Origin of the sequence: Nonomuraea sp. NPDC049269 (genome assembly GCF_043197155.1) — a bacterium.
Lineage (GTDB): Bacteria > Actinomycetota > Actinomycetes > Streptosporangiales > Streptosporangiaceae > Nonomuraea.
Window position 1 is genome coordinate 363,501 of sequence record NZ_JBICSO010000003.1, and the last position, 18,396, is coordinate 381,896.

General features: G+C 67.4%; 18 protein-coding genes. 9 read left to right on the top strand and 9 right to left on the bottom strand.

The annotated features are described in order from the left end of the window. Nucleotides 1-152: 152 nt before the first annotated feature. From ACGFNP_RS19395 to ACGFNP_RS19425, 7 genes are all read left to right on the top strand, one after another. On the top strand, nucleotides 153-1,445 hold the full coding sequence (locus ACGFNP_RS19395) for an extracellular solute-binding protein (protein WP_393320193.1): 1,293 nt from the start codon (nucleotides 153-155) through the stop codon (nucleotides 1,443-1,445). Next, nucleotides 1,442-2,398 (top strand): sugar ABC transporter permease, encoded by a 957-nt coding sequence (locus tag ACGFNP_RS19400; protein ID WP_358316853.1) that lies wholly within the window; start codon nucleotides 1,442-1,444, stop codon nucleotides 2,396-2,398. Before ACGFNP_RS19395 ends, ACGFNP_RS19400 begins: the two co-directional genes overlap by 4 nt. Beyond that, on the top strand, nucleotides 2,395-3,198 hold the full coding sequence (locus ACGFNP_RS19405; RefSeq protein ID WP_219526893.1) for a carbohydrate ABC transporter permease: 804 nt from the start codon (nucleotides 2,395-2,397) through the stop codon (nucleotides 3,196-3,198). Before ACGFNP_RS19400 ends, ACGFNP_RS19405 begins: the two co-directional genes overlap by 4 nt. Continuing rightward, nucleotides 3,195-4,565, top strand: a complete 1,371-nt coding sequence (locus ACGFNP_RS19410) for a GH1 family beta-glucosidase (protein ID WP_393320197.1) — start codon at nucleotides 3,195-3,197, stop codon at nucleotides 4,563-4,565. The genes ACGFNP_RS19405 and ACGFNP_RS19410 overlap by 4 nt, the downstream gene beginning before the upstream one ends. A 65-nt stretch (nucleotides 4,566-4,630) precedes the next feature. Then, the gene (locus ACGFNP_RS19415) at nucleotides 4,631-5,626 is read left to right on the top strand and encodes a LacI family DNA-binding transcriptional regulator (RefSeq protein ID WP_358316847.1); all 996 of its coding nucleotides are present in this window, start codon (nucleotides 4,631-4,633) and stop codon (nucleotides 5,624-5,626) included. A gap of 317 nt (nucleotides 5,627-5,943) precedes the next feature. After that, a complete protein-coding gene (locus ACGFNP_RS19420) occupies nucleotides 5,944-7,182 on the top strand; it encodes an ATP/GTP-binding protein (protein ID WP_393320200.1) in 1,239 nt (412 codons plus the stop codon). A 41-nt stretch (nucleotides 7,183-7,223) separates the two neighbouring features. Beyond that, nucleotides 7,224-7,865: an RloB family protein gene (locus ACGFNP_RS19425; RefSeq protein WP_358316841.1), complete on the top strand. Its 642-nt coding sequence runs from the start codon at nucleotides 7,224-7,226 to the stop codon at nucleotides 7,863-7,865. Nucleotides 7,866-8,046: 181 nt separating this feature from the next. Here ACGFNP_RS19425 and ACGFNP_RS19430 read toward each other — a convergent pair whose 3' ends face one another. Continuing rightward, nucleotides 8,047-9,213, bottom strand: a complete 1,167-nt coding sequence (locus ACGFNP_RS19430) for an erythromycin esterase family protein (RefSeq protein ID WP_393320202.1) — start codon at nucleotides 9,211-9,213, stop codon at nucleotides 8,047-8,049. A gap of 104 nt (nucleotides 9,214-9,317) precedes the next feature. Next, nucleotides 9,318-9,917, bottom strand: coding sequence for a dihydrofolate reductase family protein (locus ACGFNP_RS19435; RefSeq protein WP_393320205.1), 600 nt, complete (start codon nucleotides 9,915-9,917; stop codon nucleotides 9,318-9,320). A gap of 175 nt (nucleotides 9,918-10,092) precedes the next feature. On the opposite strand from ACGFNP_RS19435, the gene sigJ reads away from it, so the two are divergent. Both sigJ and ACGFNP_RS19445 read left to right on the top strand, forming a co-directional pair. After that, nucleotides 10,093-10,986, top strand: a complete 894-nt coding sequence (gene sigJ, locus ACGFNP_RS19440) for an RNA polymerase sigma factor SigJ (protein WP_358316833.1) — start codon at nucleotides 10,093-10,095, stop codon at nucleotides 10,984-10,986. Then, nucleotides 10,983-11,807 (top strand): SDR family oxidoreductase, encoded by an 825-nt coding sequence (locus ACGFNP_RS19445; protein ID WP_393320208.1) that lies wholly within the window; start codon nucleotides 10,983-10,985, stop codon nucleotides 11,805-11,807. Before sigJ ends, ACGFNP_RS19445 begins: the two co-directional genes overlap by 4 nt. Before the next feature lie 16 nt (nucleotides 11,808-11,823). On the opposite strand, the gene ACGFNP_RS19450 is transcribed toward ACGFNP_RS19445, so the two are convergent. The 7 genes from ACGFNP_RS19450 to ACGFNP_RS19480 all read right to left on the bottom strand — a co-directional run bounded on the left by ACGFNP_RS19450 (nucleotide 11,824) and on the right by ACGFNP_RS19480 (nucleotide 18,392). Continuing rightward, on the bottom strand, nucleotides 11,824-12,600 hold the full coding sequence (locus ACGFNP_RS19450; RefSeq protein WP_393320211.1) for a hypothetical protein: 777 nt from the start codon (nucleotides 12,598-12,600) through the stop codon (nucleotides 11,824-11,826). Between the two features lie 216 nt (nucleotides 12,601-12,816). Continuing rightward, the gene (locus tag ACGFNP_RS19455; protein ID WP_393320214.1) at nucleotides 12,817-13,986 is read right to left on the bottom strand and encodes a right-handed parallel beta-helix repeat-containing protein; all 1,170 of its coding nucleotides are present in this window, start codon (nucleotides 13,984-13,986) and stop codon (nucleotides 12,817-12,819) included. A 108-nt stretch (nucleotides 13,987-14,094) separates the two neighbouring features. Then, nucleotides 14,095-14,439 (bottom strand): hypothetical protein, encoded by a 345-nt coding sequence (locus ACGFNP_RS19460; RefSeq protein ID WP_393320217.1) that lies wholly within the window; start codon nucleotides 14,437-14,439, stop codon nucleotides 14,095-14,097. Nucleotides 14,440-14,557: 118 nt separating this feature from the next. Then, nucleotides 14,558-15,085 (bottom strand): carboxymuconolactone decarboxylase family protein, encoded by a 528-nt coding sequence (locus ACGFNP_RS19465; RefSeq protein WP_393320220.1) that lies wholly within the window; start codon nucleotides 15,083-15,085, stop codon nucleotides 14,558-14,560. Next, on the bottom strand, nucleotides 15,082-16,596 hold the full coding sequence (locus ACGFNP_RS19470) for a glycoside hydrolase family 13 protein (RefSeq protein WP_393320223.1): 1,515 nt from the start codon (nucleotides 16,594-16,596) through the stop codon (nucleotides 15,082-15,084). Before ACGFNP_RS19470 ends, ACGFNP_RS19465 begins: the two co-directional genes overlap by 4 nt. Nucleotides 16,597-16,599: 3 nt before the next feature. Continuing rightward, nucleotides 16,600-17,529, bottom strand: coding sequence for a carbohydrate ABC transporter permease (locus tag ACGFNP_RS19475; RefSeq protein WP_393320226.1), 930 nt, complete (start codon nucleotides 17,527-17,529; stop codon nucleotides 16,600-16,602). Continuing rightward, on the bottom strand, nucleotides 17,526-18,392 hold the full coding sequence (locus tag ACGFNP_RS19480) for a sugar ABC transporter permease (RefSeq protein WP_358316809.1): 867 nt from the start codon (nucleotides 18,390-18,392) through the stop codon (nucleotides 17,526-17,528). Before ACGFNP_RS19480 ends, ACGFNP_RS19475 begins: the two co-directional genes overlap by 4 nt. Nucleotides 18,393-18,396: the final 4 nt, after the last annotated feature.

An 18,396-nucleotide genomic window follows, 5' to 3' on the forward strand; every position in this document is an offset into this window, starting at 1 on the left:
GCCACATTTCCGCCACATGCCGGAGTTTCTTGTGAACGCGCTCTCTCGGTAGCTCGGATCGTTATCTAACACTCGTTGACAGGCCCATGTTATCGCCACAAATCTGTTGAGAGAGCGCTCTCTCAGTCTCCCCGAAACCCATGGAGGGCTCCATGACCCCCCGCTTCCGGCAGCTCGCCGTACCCCTGCTCACCGCCTCCCTCCTAGCCCTGGCCTCGGCGTGCGGCGGCGGCGCGAACAACACCGCCGGCACGGCGGCCGCACCCGGAGAGAAGGTCAAGCTGACCGTCGGCCTCTTCGGCGACTTCGGCTTCAAGCCGCTCTACGAGGAGTACAAGAAGACCCACCCGAACATCGAGATCGTCGAGAACGTCACCCAGTTCAACGATCACCACAACAACCTGGTCAAGCGGCTGGCCACGAACGCCGGGGCGGGTGACGTCGAGGCCGTCGAGGTGGGCTACATCAGCACGTTCACCGCCCAGCCCGGCAAGTTCGTCGACCTCAAGCAGTACGGGCTCGACAAGCGGCAGGGCGACTACCTCGACTGGAAGTGGCAGCAGGGCCTGAGCAAGGACGGGCAGCAGGTGCTGGGCCTCGGCACCGACGTGGGCGGCCTGGCCATGTGCTACCGCAAGGACCTGTTCAAGAAGGCCGGGCTGCCGACCGACCGTACCGAGGTGGGCGGGCTCTGGCCGACCTGGGAGCAGTACATCGAGACCGGTAAGAAGTTCGCGGCGTCCGGCGTGTCGGGCACCAAGTTCGTGGACGCCCCCGGTGAGATCTTCCGCGCCATGGTGAACCAGGCGCCGATCGGGCTCTATGACGCCCAGGACCAGATCATCGTGGCCACGAACCCCGACGTGAAGAAGGCGTGGGACCTGTCCAACCAGCTCACTCAGAACGGGCTCACCGCCAAGCTCGCGGCCTTCTCGCCGCCGTGGAACACCGGCTTCGCCAAGGGATCGTTCGCCACGATCATCTGCCCGGCGTGGATGACCGGGTTCATCCAGGAACAGGCCAAGGACGCGTCCGGCAAGTGGGACATCGCTCCCGTACCCGGTGGTTCGGGCAACAGCGGCGGCTCACATCTGATGATCCCCAAGCAGAGCAAGCACCCCAAGGAGGCGGCCGAGCTGATCGACTTCCTCACCTCCAAGGACAACCAGGCCAAGGTGTTCAAGGAGGAGGGCACGTTCCCGTCGATCCCAGCGCTGTACGACGACCCGTCGATCCAGAACTTCACCAAGCCGTTCTTCGGTGACGCGCCGATCGGCAAGATCTACTCCGAGGCCGCCAAGTCGCTCAAGCCGCAGCATCTCGGCCCGAAGGAGGCCGACGTCCGCACGGTGATCGGGGACGGGCTCGGCCGGGTCGAGCAGGGCAAGCAGACTCCCGACCAGGCGTGGGCCCAGGTACTCGAGGACGTCAAGAAGATCAAATGAGCTCCCTTCCGCTCACCGTCGCCAGGCGGCGCGGGCGAAGCGTGCGGCACACCCTCGACGTGAGGGTGTCGCCGTACGCCTACGTCGCCCCCTTCTTCCTGCTGTTCTGCGCTTTCGGGCTGTTCCCCCTCGCCTACACGGCCTGGGTGAGCCTGCACGACTGGACGCTGCTGTCCGAGGAGCACACGTTCGTCGGGCTGAAGAACTTCGGCACGCTGCTCGGCGACGGCTACTTCTGGAACGCGACGTTCAACACGCTGTCCATCGGGGTGCTGTCGACCGTGCCGCAACTGCTGCTGGCCATCTGGCTGGCGCACCTGCTGAACCGGCGGCTGCGGATGCAGACGCTGTTCAGGATCTCGTTGCTGCTGCCCAACGTCACCAGCGTGGTGGCCGTCGTGGTGATCTTCAGCCAGCTGTTCGGCCGGGACTTCGGGATGATCAACTGGGTGCTGTCCTGGTTCGGCGTCGGCAGCGTCGACTGGGCGGCGGGCACGGCGACCTCGCACGTCGCACTGTCCACGATGATCATGTGGCGCTGGACCGGCTACAACGCGCTGATCTTCCTCGCCGCGATGCAGGCCGTACCGCGTGACCTGTACGAGGCCGCCACCCTCGACGGGGCGTCCAGCTTCACCCAGCTCCGCCGGATCACCATCCCGATGATCCGGCCCACGATCATCTTCGTCGTCATCGTCTCCACGATCGGCGCGATGCAGATCATCGCCGAGCCGCTTCTGTTCGGGGCGAGCAGCGGCGCCGGGGGCGGCGCCGTCAGCGGCGGGCCCGACCGGCAGTTCCAGACGCTGGCGCTGTTCGTGTACGAGCAGGGGTTCACCAAGTTCGACTTCGGTTACGCCTCGGCGGCCTCCTGGCTGATGTTCCTGGCCGTGGTGGCCGTGGCGGGCGTGAACTACCTGCTGACCCGGCGAGTGAAGGGCGGGCTGGTATGAGGCTGCGTTACCTGACGCTGACCGGGGTGGCCTTCTTCTCCGCGTTCCCGCTCTACTACAGCGTGGTCGTGGCCTCCCGGCACAACTCGGCGCTGGCCGAGGTGCCGCCGCCGCTGCTGCCCGGCGGGAACTTCTTCGCCAACGTGGCCCGGGTCTTCGACACCGTGCCCTTCGGGCTCGCGCTGGCGAACTCGGTCATCGTGGCGGGGTCGATCTCTCTCGCGGTGATGTTCTTCTCGACGCTGGCCGGGTTCGCCTTCGCCAAGCTGCGCTTCAGGGGCAAGAACATCATGCTGCTGGTCACGGTCGCGACCATGATGGTGCCGACGCAGCTCGGCATCATCCCGCTCTACCTGCTCATGGTGAAACTCGAATGGACCGGGACGAACTACGCGCTGATCGTGCCGGCCCTGGTCAACGCCTTCGGCGTGTTCTTCATGACGCAGTACCTGTCCAGGGCCCTGCCGACCGAACTCCTGGAGGCGGGCCGGGTGGACGGGTGCACGACGTGGGGGCTGTTCTGGCACGTCGTGCTGCCCGTCGCGCGGCCCGCGGCGGCGGTGCTCGGCATGCTGACGTTCATGTCGGCCTGGAACGACTACTTCTGGCCGCTGGTCGTCCTGAACCCGGACAACCCGACGGTGCAGGTCGCCCTGTCGACACTGGCCAGCGGATACGTCAACGACTACGTCCTGGGGCTGGCCGGCACGGCGGTGGGAACCCTGCCGCTGGTGCTGGTCTTCGCCCTGTTCGGCAAGCAGATCATCGGCGGAATCATGCAAGGAGCTGTTAAGGGATGATTTTCCCGGAGAACTTCGTCTGGGGGGCCGCCACCGCCTCCTACCAGATCGAGGGGGCGGTCAAGGAGGACGGGCGCGGCCAGTCCATCTGGGACACCTTCTCCCACAGCCCCGGGAACGTGGCGGACGGCGACACCGGGGATGTGGCCTGTGACCATTACCATCGGTATCGCGATGACGTCTCACTGATGAGGGAGCTGGGGCTGGCGGCCTACCGGTTCTCGATCGCGTGGCCGCGGATCCAGCCGGACGGTCGCGGGAAGATCAATCCTCAGGGGCTCGGGTTCTACTCCCGGCTGGTGGATTCGCTGCTGGCCGCCGACATTTCGCCTTATGTCACGCTTTATCACTGGGATTTGCCGCAGGCGCTTGAGGATGAGGGCGGCTGGACAAACCGGGATACGGCGTATTATTTCGCCGAATATGCGCAGGCCGTACACGAGAAGCTGGGTGACCGCGTCGCCCACTGGACCACGCTGAACGAGCCGTGGGTCGCCGCCTACCTCGGCTACGGCAACGGCGTGCACGCGCCCGGCCGCAGGCGGGCCGCGGACGCCATGCGCTCGGCGCACCACCTGCTCCTGGGCCACGGCCTGGCGGCCAGGCGGCTGCGCTCGCTGGGCGCCGAGAACATCATGCTCGTCGTCAACTCGGCCCCCGTCCTCACCCCCGCCCAGGTCAACGACCCGCAGGCGACCCCCGACGCGGCCGACGCGGTCGCCGTGCACCGCATCCACACGTTGCTGACCAGGCAGTTCCTCGACCCCGTCCGCCACGGCAGCTACCCGGCCGAGGTGTTGGAGGCGGCCGCGCGCAACGGCGGCACCGGCCACATCCTCGACGGCGACCTGGAGATCATCAACGCCCCGATCGACCAGATCGGGATCAACTACTACAACCCCTGCGTCGTGGAGGCGGGCCCCGGCACCCCTGCCGACCCCGCGTGGCCGGGCTCGGAGGACGTGCGCTTCCGTACCGCCGACGCGCCCACCACCGCGATGGGCTGGCCCATCGTGCCGGACGGCCTGTCCCGGTTGCTGGTACGGCTCTCGGGGGACTATCCGGGAGTCAGCCTGATGGTCACCGAGAACGGCGCGGCCTTCGACGACGTCGTGGCGGACGGCCGGGTGCACGACACCGACCGGGTCGCCTACCTGGAGGGACACCTGCGCGAGGTGCACCGGGCGATCGCGGCGGGGGCCGATCTGCGGGGTTATCTGGTGTGGTCGCTGCTGGACAACTTCGAGTGGGCGGAGGGGTATCGGCGCAGGTTCGGGATCGTGCACGTGGATTACGAGACGCTCGCTCGGCTGCCCAAGGACAGTGCGCTGTGGTATCGGGACGTGATCGGCAGGAACGGCCTGTAGATTCCTTCCGTGCTCTCCCACATGGCGCAAGACCATGCGACCGCCCGCCCTGAAGCGGCGCGGCCATGAGGCGGCCGACGCTGGAGGCGGTCGCCGCCCGCGCGGGGGTCTCGCGCGCCACCGCGTCCCGGGTCGTCAACGGACAGCCGACGGTGGCGCCGGACATCCGTGACGCCGTGCTACGCGCCATCGACGAGCTGGGCTACCTGCCCAACCCGGCGGCGCGCAGCCTGGTCACCCAGCGCACCGACTCGATCGCCCTGGTCGTCTCCGAACCGCCGACCAGGGTGTTCTCCGAGGACCCGATGTTCGCCACGGCCATCCGCTCGGCGAGCGTCGAGCTGGAGGCGGCCGACAAGCAGGTCGTCCTCATGCTGGCCTCCTCCGCCAAGAGCCACGCGCGCGTGGAGCGCTACATCGCGGGCGGCCACGTGGACGGCGTCATGCTCATCTCCATGCACGGCGCCGACCCGCTCCCCACCGCACTGTCCCGCCTGCGTGTCCCGGTCGTCTCGTACGGCAGACCCGCCGTACCCATCGACATCCCGTACGTCGACAACGACAACGTCGGCGGCGCCGAGTCAGCGGTCCGTCACCTGGTCGAGTCGGGCAGACGCCGCATCGCCACGATCGCCGGCCCCCAGGACATGATCGGCGGCCAGGACCGCCTCACGGGCTACCGCAACATCCTGCGCGACTCCGACCGCCGCTCCATCGTCGCGATAGGCGACTTCACCCGCGAGTCCGGCGCGGTGGCCATGCGCCAACTCCTGGGCGACGACCCCGGGCTGGACGCCGTCTTCGTGGCGAACGACCTGATGGCAGTGGGCGCGTTGCAGTCACTCCGCCTGGCCGGACGGCGGGTGCCGGACGACGTGGCGGTGGTGGGCTTCGACGACATAGAAGCCGCCAAGTACACCGAACCACCGCTGACCACCGTGCGACACCCGGTCGCCGAGCAGGCGGCGGCCATGGTGCAACTGCTGCTGGGCCTCTTCACGGGCGGCTCCGCGGAGCCCATCATCCTGCCCACCGAGCTGGTCATCCGCGAATCCGCTTGAAAGCAAGGACCTCCCCTCTATCGGGCGCTTCGCGCCTTGGGGGGTCGGGCTGTGTTGCCCGGGGCTGACGCCCCCATTTACCAGCATGGTCCTCGCTCTTCGCTCGGGCTGTCTTCCTTGGGGCTCCGCCATCCGGCGGGGGCCTGCCGGCCCCCGTGCCCCCGGCCTGAACCATTTCCATAGGGAATCTTGATCACCCATGGGCTTCATGGCTCCGATCAGGACATGAGCCGGATTCTAAGTCCTCTGTCGTGGGTTTCTAACGCAGAACGGCTTAGAATGATGATGAACACCTCATCGATCTAGGAGACTCGGGCATGCTGGCAGGGTTCCGAGCAGCGAACGTGCTGTCGTTTCGCGGAGAGTTCGAGCTGTCACTACTGGCTCCAGATGGGGGCGACCGCGTAGCACGCACCGTCCACAGCCTCCGAATCTCCCCGGTAGCCGCCATCTTCGGCGCCAATGCCTCCGGTAAGACGAATGTGCTCGATGCCATGCGGTGGATGCGCCACGCCGTTCTCGATTCGGTGGCTGACTGGGCGCGTCTCAAAGGCGTGCCACGGCGACCGTTCGTCCTGGATCGCGAGGCGATGAACGAAGCCTCATTGTTCGAGGTCGACGTGCTCATCGGAGGGGACAGATACGTCTACGGATTCGAGGCGTCCGACGAGCGAGTCGAAACGGAATGGTTGCACGTCTTCCCGCAAGGCAGCCGCCGTCGGCAGGTCTGGTTCGACCGGGACGCCGACCGGGACGGGGATGAATACCGGTTTCCCAGTGACCGGCTGAAGGGCGCCAAGAAGCCAGTGGTCGAGTACACGCGGCCCAACGCGCTGTTTCTCACGGCTGCCGGATCGCTTCAGATGAAGCAACTGATGCCGCTGCACGACTGGTTCAAGGACAATCTGTGGCTGGTCGGCCCGGGTGACGATCCACATGAGCGCGACGTCTACACCCGCTCAAAGCTCCTGAACCCCGAATTCCGCGACCGTGTCACAGGGCTGATAACCGTCGCGGACCTGGGAGTGACCGGAGTCGAGGTCGAAGACCGGGGCGAGGAAATGCCCGAGGTCTCCCTCGTCCATCACGGCAAGGACGGTCCGGTGCCGTTCGACTTCCTCCACCAGGAGTCCTTCGGCACGCTCGCCTGGTTCGCCCTCTTGGGACCGCTGCTCAAAGCACTCGACGATGGAGCGGTGCTGCTGGTTGACGAGCTCGATTCCAGCTTGCATCCGGTGCTGGTCGCCGAGGTCGTCCGGCTGTTCGAGGATCCTGTCGCCAACCCTCTGGGCGCGCAACTCGTGTTCACCGGGCACGATGCCACGTTGCTGAGCAGGGCCCACGTTGAGCGTCCGCTGAACCGGGAGCAGGTGTGGATCACGGAGAAGCGAAAGACCGGCGAGTCTGAGCTCTACCCGCTCACCTCGGTGGGCGTGCGTGCGGACGAGAGTCTGGAGCGCGGATACTTGCGCGGCAGATATGGCGGGGTGCCACGTATCGGCCTTGGTGGCATGGCCGTAGAAGTCGAGCAGTGGGCCGCCGAGGCGGACACGTGAGCAGAGTCAGGAAGAAGGGCCCACCGACAGGTGCCGCACGAGTGCCGCGCACGGTGACCGAAGGCCGAAAGCGCGAAGTGATCTATGCCGTGGTGGAAGGGGAAAGCACCGAGCGGGATTATCTCGGCTATCTGGAGGAGCGGTTCTGCGGTGATCCACGGACCTTCGAGATCCATGTCCTCTGGAAACGCAAGGGGTTGAAGCCCCATGAAGTAGTGGATTGGGCGCTCGAAAAGCTCGGCGAGTTGGATGATCCTGGGCGCGAGCAGGTGTGGGCGTTCTTCGACCGGGACGACCACAGCCACGTCGAGCGGTCCCACGCGCGAGCCGAGGCGATGGGGGTGAAGGTCGCGTTCTCTCACCCGTGCTTCGAACTCTGGTTGCTGCTTCACTTCGGGTCAGGGGCGGCGGGAGCGCATACGTCCAAGAACGTACAGAACCAGTTGAGAGCTACTCACCGCGCCTTTCGTGACTTCGAAAAGCACCTCAGTGCCACCTGTCGGCAGGCACTGGATGGGAAGGAGAAAGACGCCGTCAGCCGGGCGAAAAATCTGATCACCAACTGTCCGAGCTTGGCCTGCACGGCCAAGAAGGGACATGCGGACGACTGCAAGGTGCTTGACCGTGTTCCTTCGACGGATGTCTGGAGGCTGCTGGTCGAGCTCGGCATCGTGGCCTGCTGAACCGGTAGATGTCAAACCGTGCTGCGCCGCGAGCGCCGCCTGAAGCCGTGCGGGCTGGTGACCAACCCGCACGACAGCAATCGACTGGCGATCCCGGACGCCGCCTTCGGTGAGGGGACGAGCGCGGATGGTGTGCTTGATGCGCGTGCGTGCCAGGCAGAGCCTGACACGCACGCGCCTGTCAGCCCAGCTTTTTCAGCCTGACAACCTGCTTGAGGAAGACGACGCCGTCGATCAGGTCGAGCTGGGCCGGGTCCAGCGGGAAATAGGCGAAATCGTGGGAGATGCGCGGGGCGGGTTTCGTGATGGCCTTGGCCAGGCGGCGGGCGTCGACGAGTGAGTGGTCCCACGGGAGCGTGGACAGGATGCCCTCGATGGTGTCCGGGGGTGGGGTGTTGTCGCCGGCCGTGCCGAGGGCCGAGGCCAGGAAGGCGTACTGGTCGCCCAGATGCGTCCCGGCGATCGCTCCCGCGCTCCACCACTCCAGCGTCTGGTCGCCGAACGACATGAGGCTCTTGTTCCGCTGCAGGTGAAGGTTGCTGGCGAAAACCAGGGCCGGACCGCGCTCGGCGACGGCACGCAGGTTGGCGGCCATCATCGCGTCCCGCAGGGCCGACAGCCGGGCCCACCGTTCTGGGGACGCGTCGGCCATCCAGTGGTGATAGCGGAGCAGGCCGACGGCGGTGCGCCCGTACAGTTGCGCCCGCTCCCTGTCCTCCGCGCTCAGCCGTGGCGCCTGCGTGTCGAGCAGGGCCACCAGGTCGTCGGCGATCACTCGCAGCCGCTGCGCTTCGGCGGACTGGCCGATCGACACGGACGGATCCATGGCCGTGGCCTCGTTCGACCACCGCTCGTCGGGGCCCAGCAGCGTGTCGAGGGTCTCCATCGTGCACGGGAGCGGGCCGTCGAGGAGAGCGTAGAGGGCGGTCAGCGCCTGACGCGGGCTCGCCGCCCAATACTCCAGGGGGCCGTCGAAGCCGAAGAACCGGAGCTTTTCGTTGTGCTCCTTGTTGTACTCCCGCATCCAGCGTACGAGCTCGCGGTTGGCCGGTGACGTGCCGAAGTTGTGGCTGAAGCCGCGTTCCATGATGTCATCGAGCGTGCCCGTGCCCGTCGCGATGTAGTCGTCGACCAGGAGGCCCATGAGGCAGTCGCTCTCGATGGCGAACGACCGGTATCCCTCGTGCTCGACCAGATGCCGGAAGAGCTCGTTGCGCAACTCGCCCAGCTCGCCCACGAAGTGCCGGGCTTCGCCCAGGCCGAGCAGGAGGGGCTTGGCGGGAAGCGACCGGAGGAATGCCGAGATGCCCGCGCCATCGAACGGCCAGGCCGTGTCCTTGATGTCCATGCCTTCAACGGTATCGTTGAACATTCGGTGTAAACTTTTCACGGGAATCCCGACTCCTACCGCGATGGACCTTCAATCGGCGAGGTATTCATGAGGTCACCGCGCTACCGGATCACGCGGTACCTCAGGTGCGTGACCAGGCCGGTGCCTGACACGTCGCCGACGGGTTCGAGGGTGGTGTCACCTACGCCGTCGAACAGCCGCTCGCCCCTGCCCAGGATCACCGGTGCGACGTGCAGGCGCAGCTCGTCGATCAGCCCCGCCGCCAGGTACTGGTTCACCGTCTGCGCGCCGCCCGCGATGGCGACGTCACGGCCGCCGGCGGCCTCGTGCGCCTGGGCCAGGGCTGCCTCGATCCCCTCGGTGACGAAGGTGAAGGTCGTGCCGCCCTTCATCGGCAGCGGCTCGCGCGGGTGGTGGGTGAGGACGAAGACCGGCGCGTGGTACGGCGGCTCGTCGCCCCACCAGCCGTTCCAGTCCAGGTCCCAGGCGTCCCGGCCGGGGCCGAACATGTTGCGCCCCATGATGAAGGCCCCGGCCGCGGTGATGTCCTCGATGATCGCCGCATGCGCCTCGGGCTCGTCGAACATCCAGCGGTGCAGGCGCTCCTCCGCGCCCTCGCCGATCGGGTTCTCCAGGCTCTGGTTCGGTCCCGCCACGAAGCCGTCGACGGACGTCGCGATGTCACAGGTGACCTTGCTCATCTCACTGCCTCCCACGTTCCGGCGCTCGTCTCGCGCCGCTCACGGAAGAGTCGGAGCCGTCTTCTCCTTCTGTACATCGGTGAGTGTGAGATGCGGGTCACATTTGCCGGGATCAGGTCACACTCCGGGGTGCGGTGCCGCTCTCAGATAGTGACCCTGGAAGGAGGGGCACGCGATGAGCGAGCAGGCGACGAGCGTTTTCACCGGTTATCGGGAGCTGCTGTTCTCGATCGTCTACAACATGCTGGGCAGCGTCGCCGACACCGAGGACGTCCTGCAGGAGACCTGGCTGGCCTGGGCGCCCAGGAGCGCGGCGGGTGAGGAGATCGCCAACCCGCGCGCGTACCTGGTGCGGATCGCGGTCAACCGGGCGCTGGCCCGGCAGGAGAGCATCAGCCGCCGCCGCGAGGACTACGTCGGTCCCTGGCTGCCCGAGCCGCTCATCACCGAGCCGCCCGACGCCGTGGATCCCGCGGTGCGCACCGAATCGCTGTCGATGGCGCTGCTGGTGGTGCTGGAGACGCTCACGCCGCTGGAGCGGGCGGTGTTCGTACTGAACGAGGTCTTCGGGTACGCCCACACCGAGATCGCCGGCATCCTGGACCGCAGTCCGTCGGCGATCCGGCAGCTCGCTCATCGCGCCCGCGAGCACGTGCACGCCCGGCGTCCGCGTTACCAGGCCGATCCGCGGGTTCGGCAGGAGGTGACCGAGCGGTTCATCGCGGCCGTCGCCGGTGGGGACATCGACGCGCTCATGCGGGTGCTGGCGCCGGACGTGATCATGTGGGCCGATGGCGGGGGCAAGGCGCGGGCGGCCGGTCTGCGGCCGGTCCACGGACGGGACAAGATCGCCCGTGTCATCGTCGGCAACGCGACCCGGCGTCCCGTCTCCGATCTCAACATCCGGTTCCGGACCGTCAACGGCGATCCGTCGGCGCTGCTGCTGTCCGGTGACACGCCGTTCGCGGTCATCGTTCTCGATCTCGTTCCCGACGGTGATCAGGTATGCGGCATCTATGCCGTGACCAACCCCGACAAACTCTCTCACTTGGAAAGAGGCATCGCATGATTCTGGTATCCGGAGCAACCGGCAACATCGGCCGGCCGCTCATCGCCGAGCTGGCCGCCAAGGGTGTGAAGGTACGCGCGCTGACTCGTACCCCCGACAACGCCCGTTTCCCCGAGGGGGTCGAGGCGTGTGACAGCGGCCGTCCCGACTTCGACGGCGTGTCCGCCCTTGTGCTGAACAGCACAGGCGGCTCTGTCGCCCTGCTGGAGGCGGCCAGGGCGGCGGGGGTGCGGCGGGTCGTCACCGTCTCGGCCCTGGTCGTCGCCGAGGAGGCGGACCCGGAGGAGGGCGGCAACGCCGCGGTCCACCGGGCGCTGGAGGAGGCGGTGGAGGCAGCCGTCCCGGAATGGACGCATCTGCGCCCCGGTGCCTTCGCCGCGAACTCCTTGCGCTGGGTCCCCCAGCTCCGGGCCGGAGACGTGGTTCGCGGACCGTACGCCCAGGCCCGCACGTCGCCGATCCACGAGGCGGACATCGCCGCCGTCGGCGTGCGGGCGCTGCTCGGGGACGAACTGCTCGGGCAGGCGCCCGCGCTGACCGGGCCGCAAGGGCTGACCTTCGCCGAGCAGGTGGAGATCATCGGCTCGGTGCTGGGCCGGTCGCTGCGGTACGAGGAGATCAGCGCGGACCTGGCGAAGCAGGCGATGATGGCGCAGAACCCGGGGGTGCGCGGCGAGCAGTTCGACTCCATGCTGCGCTACTTCGCGGACAGCGTCGGGAAGCCCGCCCCGATCACCGGCGAGGTGGAACGGATCCTCGGCCGCCCCCCGCGCACCTACGCCGAGTGGGTCACCGACCACGCCGACGCCTTCCGGAACTGACCCGTCCAGGACCTGGTTACGAGCCCGTCTCCGTGGACCAGAGCGGGCGGCGGCCGTCGTAGATGACGACGTTGCCGTCGTCCTGCATCTCGAGCCGGGCTCCCGGGTTCTTGCCGGTCTTGGAGTTCCACAGCGGCGTCGTACCCAGGTAGACGACCAGGTTGCCGTCCTTCTGCATCTGGGTGACGGCGCCGGGGTGGCCGCCGGTCTTGGAACTCCACAGGGCCCGGCGGGCGCGGTAGAGCACCAGGTTGCCGTCCTCCTGCTGGACCAGCTGGTAGTCGCCGTTGCGGGAGCGGACGTACTGGTTGGGCTTGAGCGCGTAGCCGGGGGCGAGCACGCTGATCGTGGCATGGCGGTTCCACACCGGCGACTTGCCGTCGTAGATCACCAGGTTGCCGTCGTCCTGCACCGCGAGGCGGGCGCCTGGGCTGTCGCCAGTGTTGGAGGCCCACAGAGGCGTACTCCCCCGGTAGACGACCAGGTTGCCGTCGCTCTGCATGGCGGCGAACGCGCCGGGGCTGTCGCCGGTCTGGCTGCTCCACAACGGCGTGCTCCCCCGGTACAGCACCAGGTTGCCGTCCTCCTGCTGGTGCAGGGCATAGGCGCCGTTGGTCGAGCGTACGGAGTCGCCGGCCTTCAGCGTCTGACCCGGGTTCAGCCACACGGTACGGTCTGCGCTCACCACCACCGTCGAGTGCTTCACCTCCGCCCAGGCCGCCGACGAGACAGAGGCCGTGGCCAGCGCGCTCGCCAGCGCCACCGCACCGACATATTCCAACGTCCTTCTCATTTTGCTCCCCCATAGGCATGGATGATCAAGCGAGAAGGACGCTATCCAGACGTGGTGCGCGATAGGCCCACTTCGAAATGCCTGGAAAGGTCACAGTGCTCCGATCACCACGGCGACCAGGATCAGGGTTGCGAGGGCGAGGCATAACGCCGGGCGCGTCGTCATTCGTCAACCATAGGTTGACGATAGAAGCCACGTCAACCTGGCGTTGACGCGTCAATAGCCGCTGGTGAGCCGTACGCCGGGGCCGGTCGTACGTGGGGTGCCGACGTCATCGACCAGGTTGCCGGTCGAGACGATGGACATCCGGTCGCCCTTGCCCCTCCTGAACAGCAGGCCGGTCTCCTGCCTGGTGCCGTGGCCGAGGATGGTGTTGCCCGTCACGGTGGCGTGGCCGGCGCCGTAGTTCACCGCGTCCAGGGCGAGGTAGACGAAGCGGATGTCCGGCTGCTGGCCGGGCTTCTTGGACTGGGTCAGCGTGTCGGCGCCGAACTTGTGGATCCGGTTGTTGGAGATCGTGGTGCCGGCCTCGCCCTGAAGGTCGCAGCGGATGCCGTAATAGGTCTGCTTCGCGGTGGCCTTCGTACCGAAGTCCTCGATGTAGTTGTTCCGGATGGAGGTGCCGAAGCAGCGGTGGGCGTCGATCGCGTTCTTCGGCGTCGCGTACAGGTGCAGGTCGCTGAACGTCCATCCGGCCGCGTTGTCCGTTTCGATGGCGCTCGCACCGCTGAAGCCGATCCAGGAGCGCTGGAACGTCCAGTCGCTCACGGCGTTGCCGGGATCGACCACCTTGAGCCCGGAACCACCCGACCGCTCGATGTAGACGTCGCTGATCACGCTGTTGACCATGGTGTTGCGGAGCGTGGTGCCGTTCTTGGACGGGTTGCTGATGCGGATGCCGTCGGCGGGCGCGCCGAGGATGTCCACGTCATAGACGCGGGTGTCCCACGAACGCAGCATCAGGCCCACGGTGCCGGTGTTGTGGTCGCGGTTGCCGTCGAGGGTCAGCCGCTCGATGCGTACGGGGTCTGAGCTGTACGGCTGGTTGGTGACCCAGGACTCGGAGGCCAGCATGGCGGGCAGGTTCGCGCCGTCGGCCTGCTTGATCACCGTCCCGGCCTTGGCATCGCCCCGGTACGTCCGGCGGCCGCGCAGGGTGATGGTCTTGTTGATCAGGCACGGGCCTTTGAAGACGACCTCACCGCCCTCCTTGGAGGAGTCGATGGCGGCCTGGATGATCCTGGCGTCGCCGACGGCGTTGGCGCAGGTGGCGTCCACCCGGGTGGCCGTGGCGGGGAGCACTGGCATGATCACTGCCGCGCTGCCGGAGGCGGCCAGTGTCAGGGCGATGGCGCCCCCGATCTGGCGTGGGCATGGTTGAGGCACGTGCCGAGCCTCTTGGAAGGATGCCGACCTGTCCGGTGGACTCCCCGTCCCTGCCCGAAACTTGGTGTCAACCCGAAGCGTTCCAGGCGGGAACGGCCGCTCCTGGCGTCAGAGTGGTGCGAGGTGGATGGTCGCCGACGTCTCGGTGATCGAGGACACCTTCACGGACAGGGAGTTGACCGACCCGGTGCCGCCCACGCCGAGCGTCGTGGCCGAGGAGGCACCGAGTCCCGTCCCCTGCACCCTCACCGCGCTGGAATCGACTCGGGTGATCGACAGCCAGGTGAAGCCGAACTGGCGGGAGACGCGGAATTTAACCGGAGTAGTGATGGTGATCTTGCAGGTCCCGTCGAAGCATGCCTTGAAGTCCGGCGCCTTCGAGGCCGAAGCCGAAGCCGGAACCGCGGCGACGGACACGGCGGCGAAGGCGACTGCCAGGCAGGTTGTGGCCATCCGATGCATTTTGTCCCTTTCTTGTTCTCTCTCCGTACGACCAGACCCTGCGACGAAGTCTAGGAGTGTCGTTCGAGAGGGCTCCCGAACGACACTTCAAGAGAAGGGACAGTGCTGGCTAAACGCGGAAGACGCGTAGCTGGAGCGCGAGCGTGGCGTAGTAGCCGACCAGCGTGGTCAGCTCGAACACCACGCTCTCCCCCAGCTCCGCGTACTCCGGGTCGTCGAGGTCGGCCCGCGTCACCAGCGCCCTGGTGACGCGGAGCACCGCGTCCTCCCCCGGATCGGCCAGCTCCAGCGGAGCCCCGGTACGCAGGGCCGCGAGCTCGTCCTCGGTCAGCCCGAGGCCGCGCCCGATCTCCTCGTGCACCCGCAGCTCGAAGGCGCTGTCCCAGTGACCGGCCACGACCAGGATCGCGATCTCCCTGGCCCGGGCGCTCAGCCCGGAGCGGTATCGGATCGCCGCCCCGAGCTCCTGCAGCGCGTCGCCCACCGGCGGGCTGAGCAGCATGGCGTTGAACGGGCCCACCAGCCCGCCCTCGTCGTCGAGCATCGAGGTGCCGCGCGGGCCCGCGGTGATCTTCTCGTAGAGGGCCAGGGCGTCGGCGTCGAGATCGGCCGGTGGCGTGGATGGCAGGCGCTTCATTGCAGCGATGTTAGCCAGACGGTCGTGTCGGACGGCAGGGCGCCGTCCTCCAGGGGGCCGCTGGCCAGGAGTACCCGGCCCGCCGGCAGCCGTACGGGAGCGGCGCCGAGGTTGGACACGCAGGTCAGGCCGGACTCCCGGGTGAAGGCCAGGACGTCGGGACCCATCGCCAGCCACGTGAGCGTGCCGTCGCCGAGCAGGTCGCGGCGATGGGCGAGCGCGGTGCGGTAGAGGTTGAGCATCGAGCCGAGGTCGGCCGCCTGGGCCTCGGCCGTGACCTTGCGCCAGCTCTCGGGCTGCGGCAACCAGGTGCGGGTCCCGCCGAAGCCGAACGGCGGCTCGTCGCCCGCCCACGGGAGCGGCACGCGGCAGCCGTCCCTGCCCCGGTTGGTGCCACCGGAGCGGCGGTACATGGGGTCCTGGCGCTGGTCGTCGGGCAGGTCCTCGACCTCCGGCAGGCCGAGCTCCTCGCCCTGGTAGACGTAGACGCTGCCGGGCAGCGCCATCGCCAGCAGGGCCGCCGCCCTGGCCCGGCGGTGGCCGAGCTCCGGGTCGGAGGGCACGCCGTGCAGACGCCCGCCGTGCGCGAACGTCGTGTCCGTCCTGCCGTACCTGGTCACCGGGCGGGTGACGTCGTGGTTGGACAGGACCCAGGTCGGCGGGGCGCCTACCGGCGCGTGCGTGGTCAGCGTGAGGTCGATGACCCGGCGCAGCTCGGCGGGCTCCCAAGGGCAGGACAGGAAGTCGAAGTTGAAGGCGGTGTGCAGCTCGTCGGGGCGCAGGTAGCGGGTGAAGCGTTCCTGGTCGGGCAGCCACACCTCGCCGATCAGCACCCGATCGCCGTACTCGTCGGCGATCTCGCGCCAGCGCCGGTAGACCCCGTGCACCTCGTCGAGATCCTCGTACGAGGTCTCCGACTTGAACAGCAGCGCCGCCGAGTCGATCCGGAACCCGTCGACGCCCCGCTCGAACCAGAAGCGCAGCACGTCCTCGAACTCGCGATGGACCTCCGGGTTGTCCCAGTTGAAGTCCGGCTGTTCGGGGGCGAACAGGTGCAGATACCACTGCCCGTCGGCGACCTGCGTCCAGGCTGGCCCGCCGAAGATCGACTGCCAGTCGTTCGGCTCGTCGCGGAACCAGAACCGGTCCCTGGCCCCCCGGTCGGTCAGCGCCTGCTGGAACCAGGCGTTCTCCGTGGAGCTGTGGTTGGGCACCACGTCGATGATGACCTTGATGTCGAGCTCGTGCGCCTCCTCGATGAACCGCTCCGCCTCGGCCAGCGTGCCGAACACCGGCTCGATGCCCCGGTAGTCGGCCACGTCGTAGCCGCCGTCGGCCATCGGCGACGGGTACCACGGGTTCAGCCAGATGGCGTCGATGCCGAGATCCTTCAGGTACGGCAGGCGCGAGCGCAGCCCGGCGAGATCGCCGATGCCGTCACCGTTGCCGTCGGCGAAGCTGCGCAGGTAGACCTGATAGATCGCGGCCCCCCGCCACCACGTTTGCGACATGCGCTATCCCTTAATGCTCCCGGCGGTGAGGCCCGCCATGATGTGCCGTTGGAAGATGAAGAAAACGATGATCATCGGGATGCTGGAGATGACCAGACCACCCATGATCTGGTTCTGGGACACCGCGCCGGCGGTCTGCGACAGGCCCACGCTGACCGTCATGTTCTCGCTGTCGGTCATGACCAGCAGCGGGAGCAGGAAGTCCTTGAAGGCCGTGACGATGGTGAAGATGGAGACGACGCCGAGGATCGGCCTGGAGACCGGCAGGATCACCGACCACAGCACCCGCAGCGGTCCGGCGCCGTCGATCTGGGCCGCCTCGACCAGTTCCCGTGGGATGGAGTCGAAGAAGCGCTTGAGCAGGAAGATGTTGAAGCCGTTCGCAGCCGCGGGGAACCACAGCCCCCAGGCGTTGTTCAGCAGGTGCAGGTCGACGATCGTGACGTACAGCGGGATGATCACCACCATCGGCGGGATCATCAGCGTGGCCAGCATCGCGCCGAGCACCACGTTCCCGAACATCGGCCGGAGCTTCGACAGCGCGTACGCCGCCGCGACGTCCACGGCCATGGAGAACACCCAGGCGCCCAGCGCGTAGAACGCGGTGTTCTTCAGCAGCACGCCGATGTCGAACAGGTCCCACGCCTCGATGAAGGCGTCGAACGTGGGATGGGCCGGGAAGAGGGTCGGCGGCATCTGGGCGATCTCCTCGCCCGTCTTCATGGCGCCGGTGATCATCCAGTAGAGCGGGAAGACGAAGACCAGGGTGGAGCCGGTGACGACCGCGATCAGCACGGTCCAGTAGATGCGCCGTCCCCACCTGCTGTTGAGCTGGTGCGGCGAGACGATGGTACGGAACTGCACCTCGATCCGCTTGGGCGCCCGCTTCTCCCGTCTTCGCCCGGTAGCTGCACGAGCACCGACGGAGATCATGCTTTGTCCTCCCGGGTCAACCGCAGTTGGACGGCGGCGAAGGCGAGCAGCACGATCATGAGCATCATGCCGAGCGCGCCGCCCGCGCCGTAGTCCTGGAGCGTGAACGCGAACTGGTACATCTGGAAGGCGACGGTCATCGTGGCGTCCTCCGGGCCGCCGCCGGTGAGCATGTACGGCTCGATGAACACCTGCATGGTGGCCACGACCTGCAGCATCAGCATGAGCAGCAGGATCAGCCGGGTCTGCGGGATGGTGACGTGCCTGATCCGCTTGAAGATGCCGGCCCCGTCGAGCTCGGCCGCCTCGTACAGCTCGGGCGGGATGTTCTGCAGCGCGGCCAGGTAGATCAGCGTCGCGCTGCCCATGTTCATCCAGGTGGCCACGATGACCAGGGAGATCAGCGCGGTCGACGAGGAGTCCAGCCAGGCCAGCGCGGGCAGGTGGAAGAGGTCGAGCAACTGGTTGAACAGCCCGGGCCCGGGATCGAAGAACCACCTGAACAGCAGCACCGCGACGATCGGCGGCAGCATGACCGGCAGGTAGACCACGAACCGCAGGTAGGCCCGGGCGTGGCGCAACTCGTTGAGCACCAGTGCCATGACGAACGGCACGGCGTAGCCGCAGAGCAGGGCGAGCGCCGTGAACTCCACGGTGTTCAGCCACGCCTTGCCGAACGACGGGTTCTGGACGACGGTCAGGAAGTTGTCCAGCCCCACCCAGGTGGGCGGGTTGACCAGGGTCGTCTTCTGGAAGCTGAGGACGAACTCCCTGATCATCGGATACCACGCGAACACCGCGAAGCACGCAAGCGCCGCGCACAGGAACCCGTAGGCCGTCAGATTGCGCCTGAGGACACGCATGCAG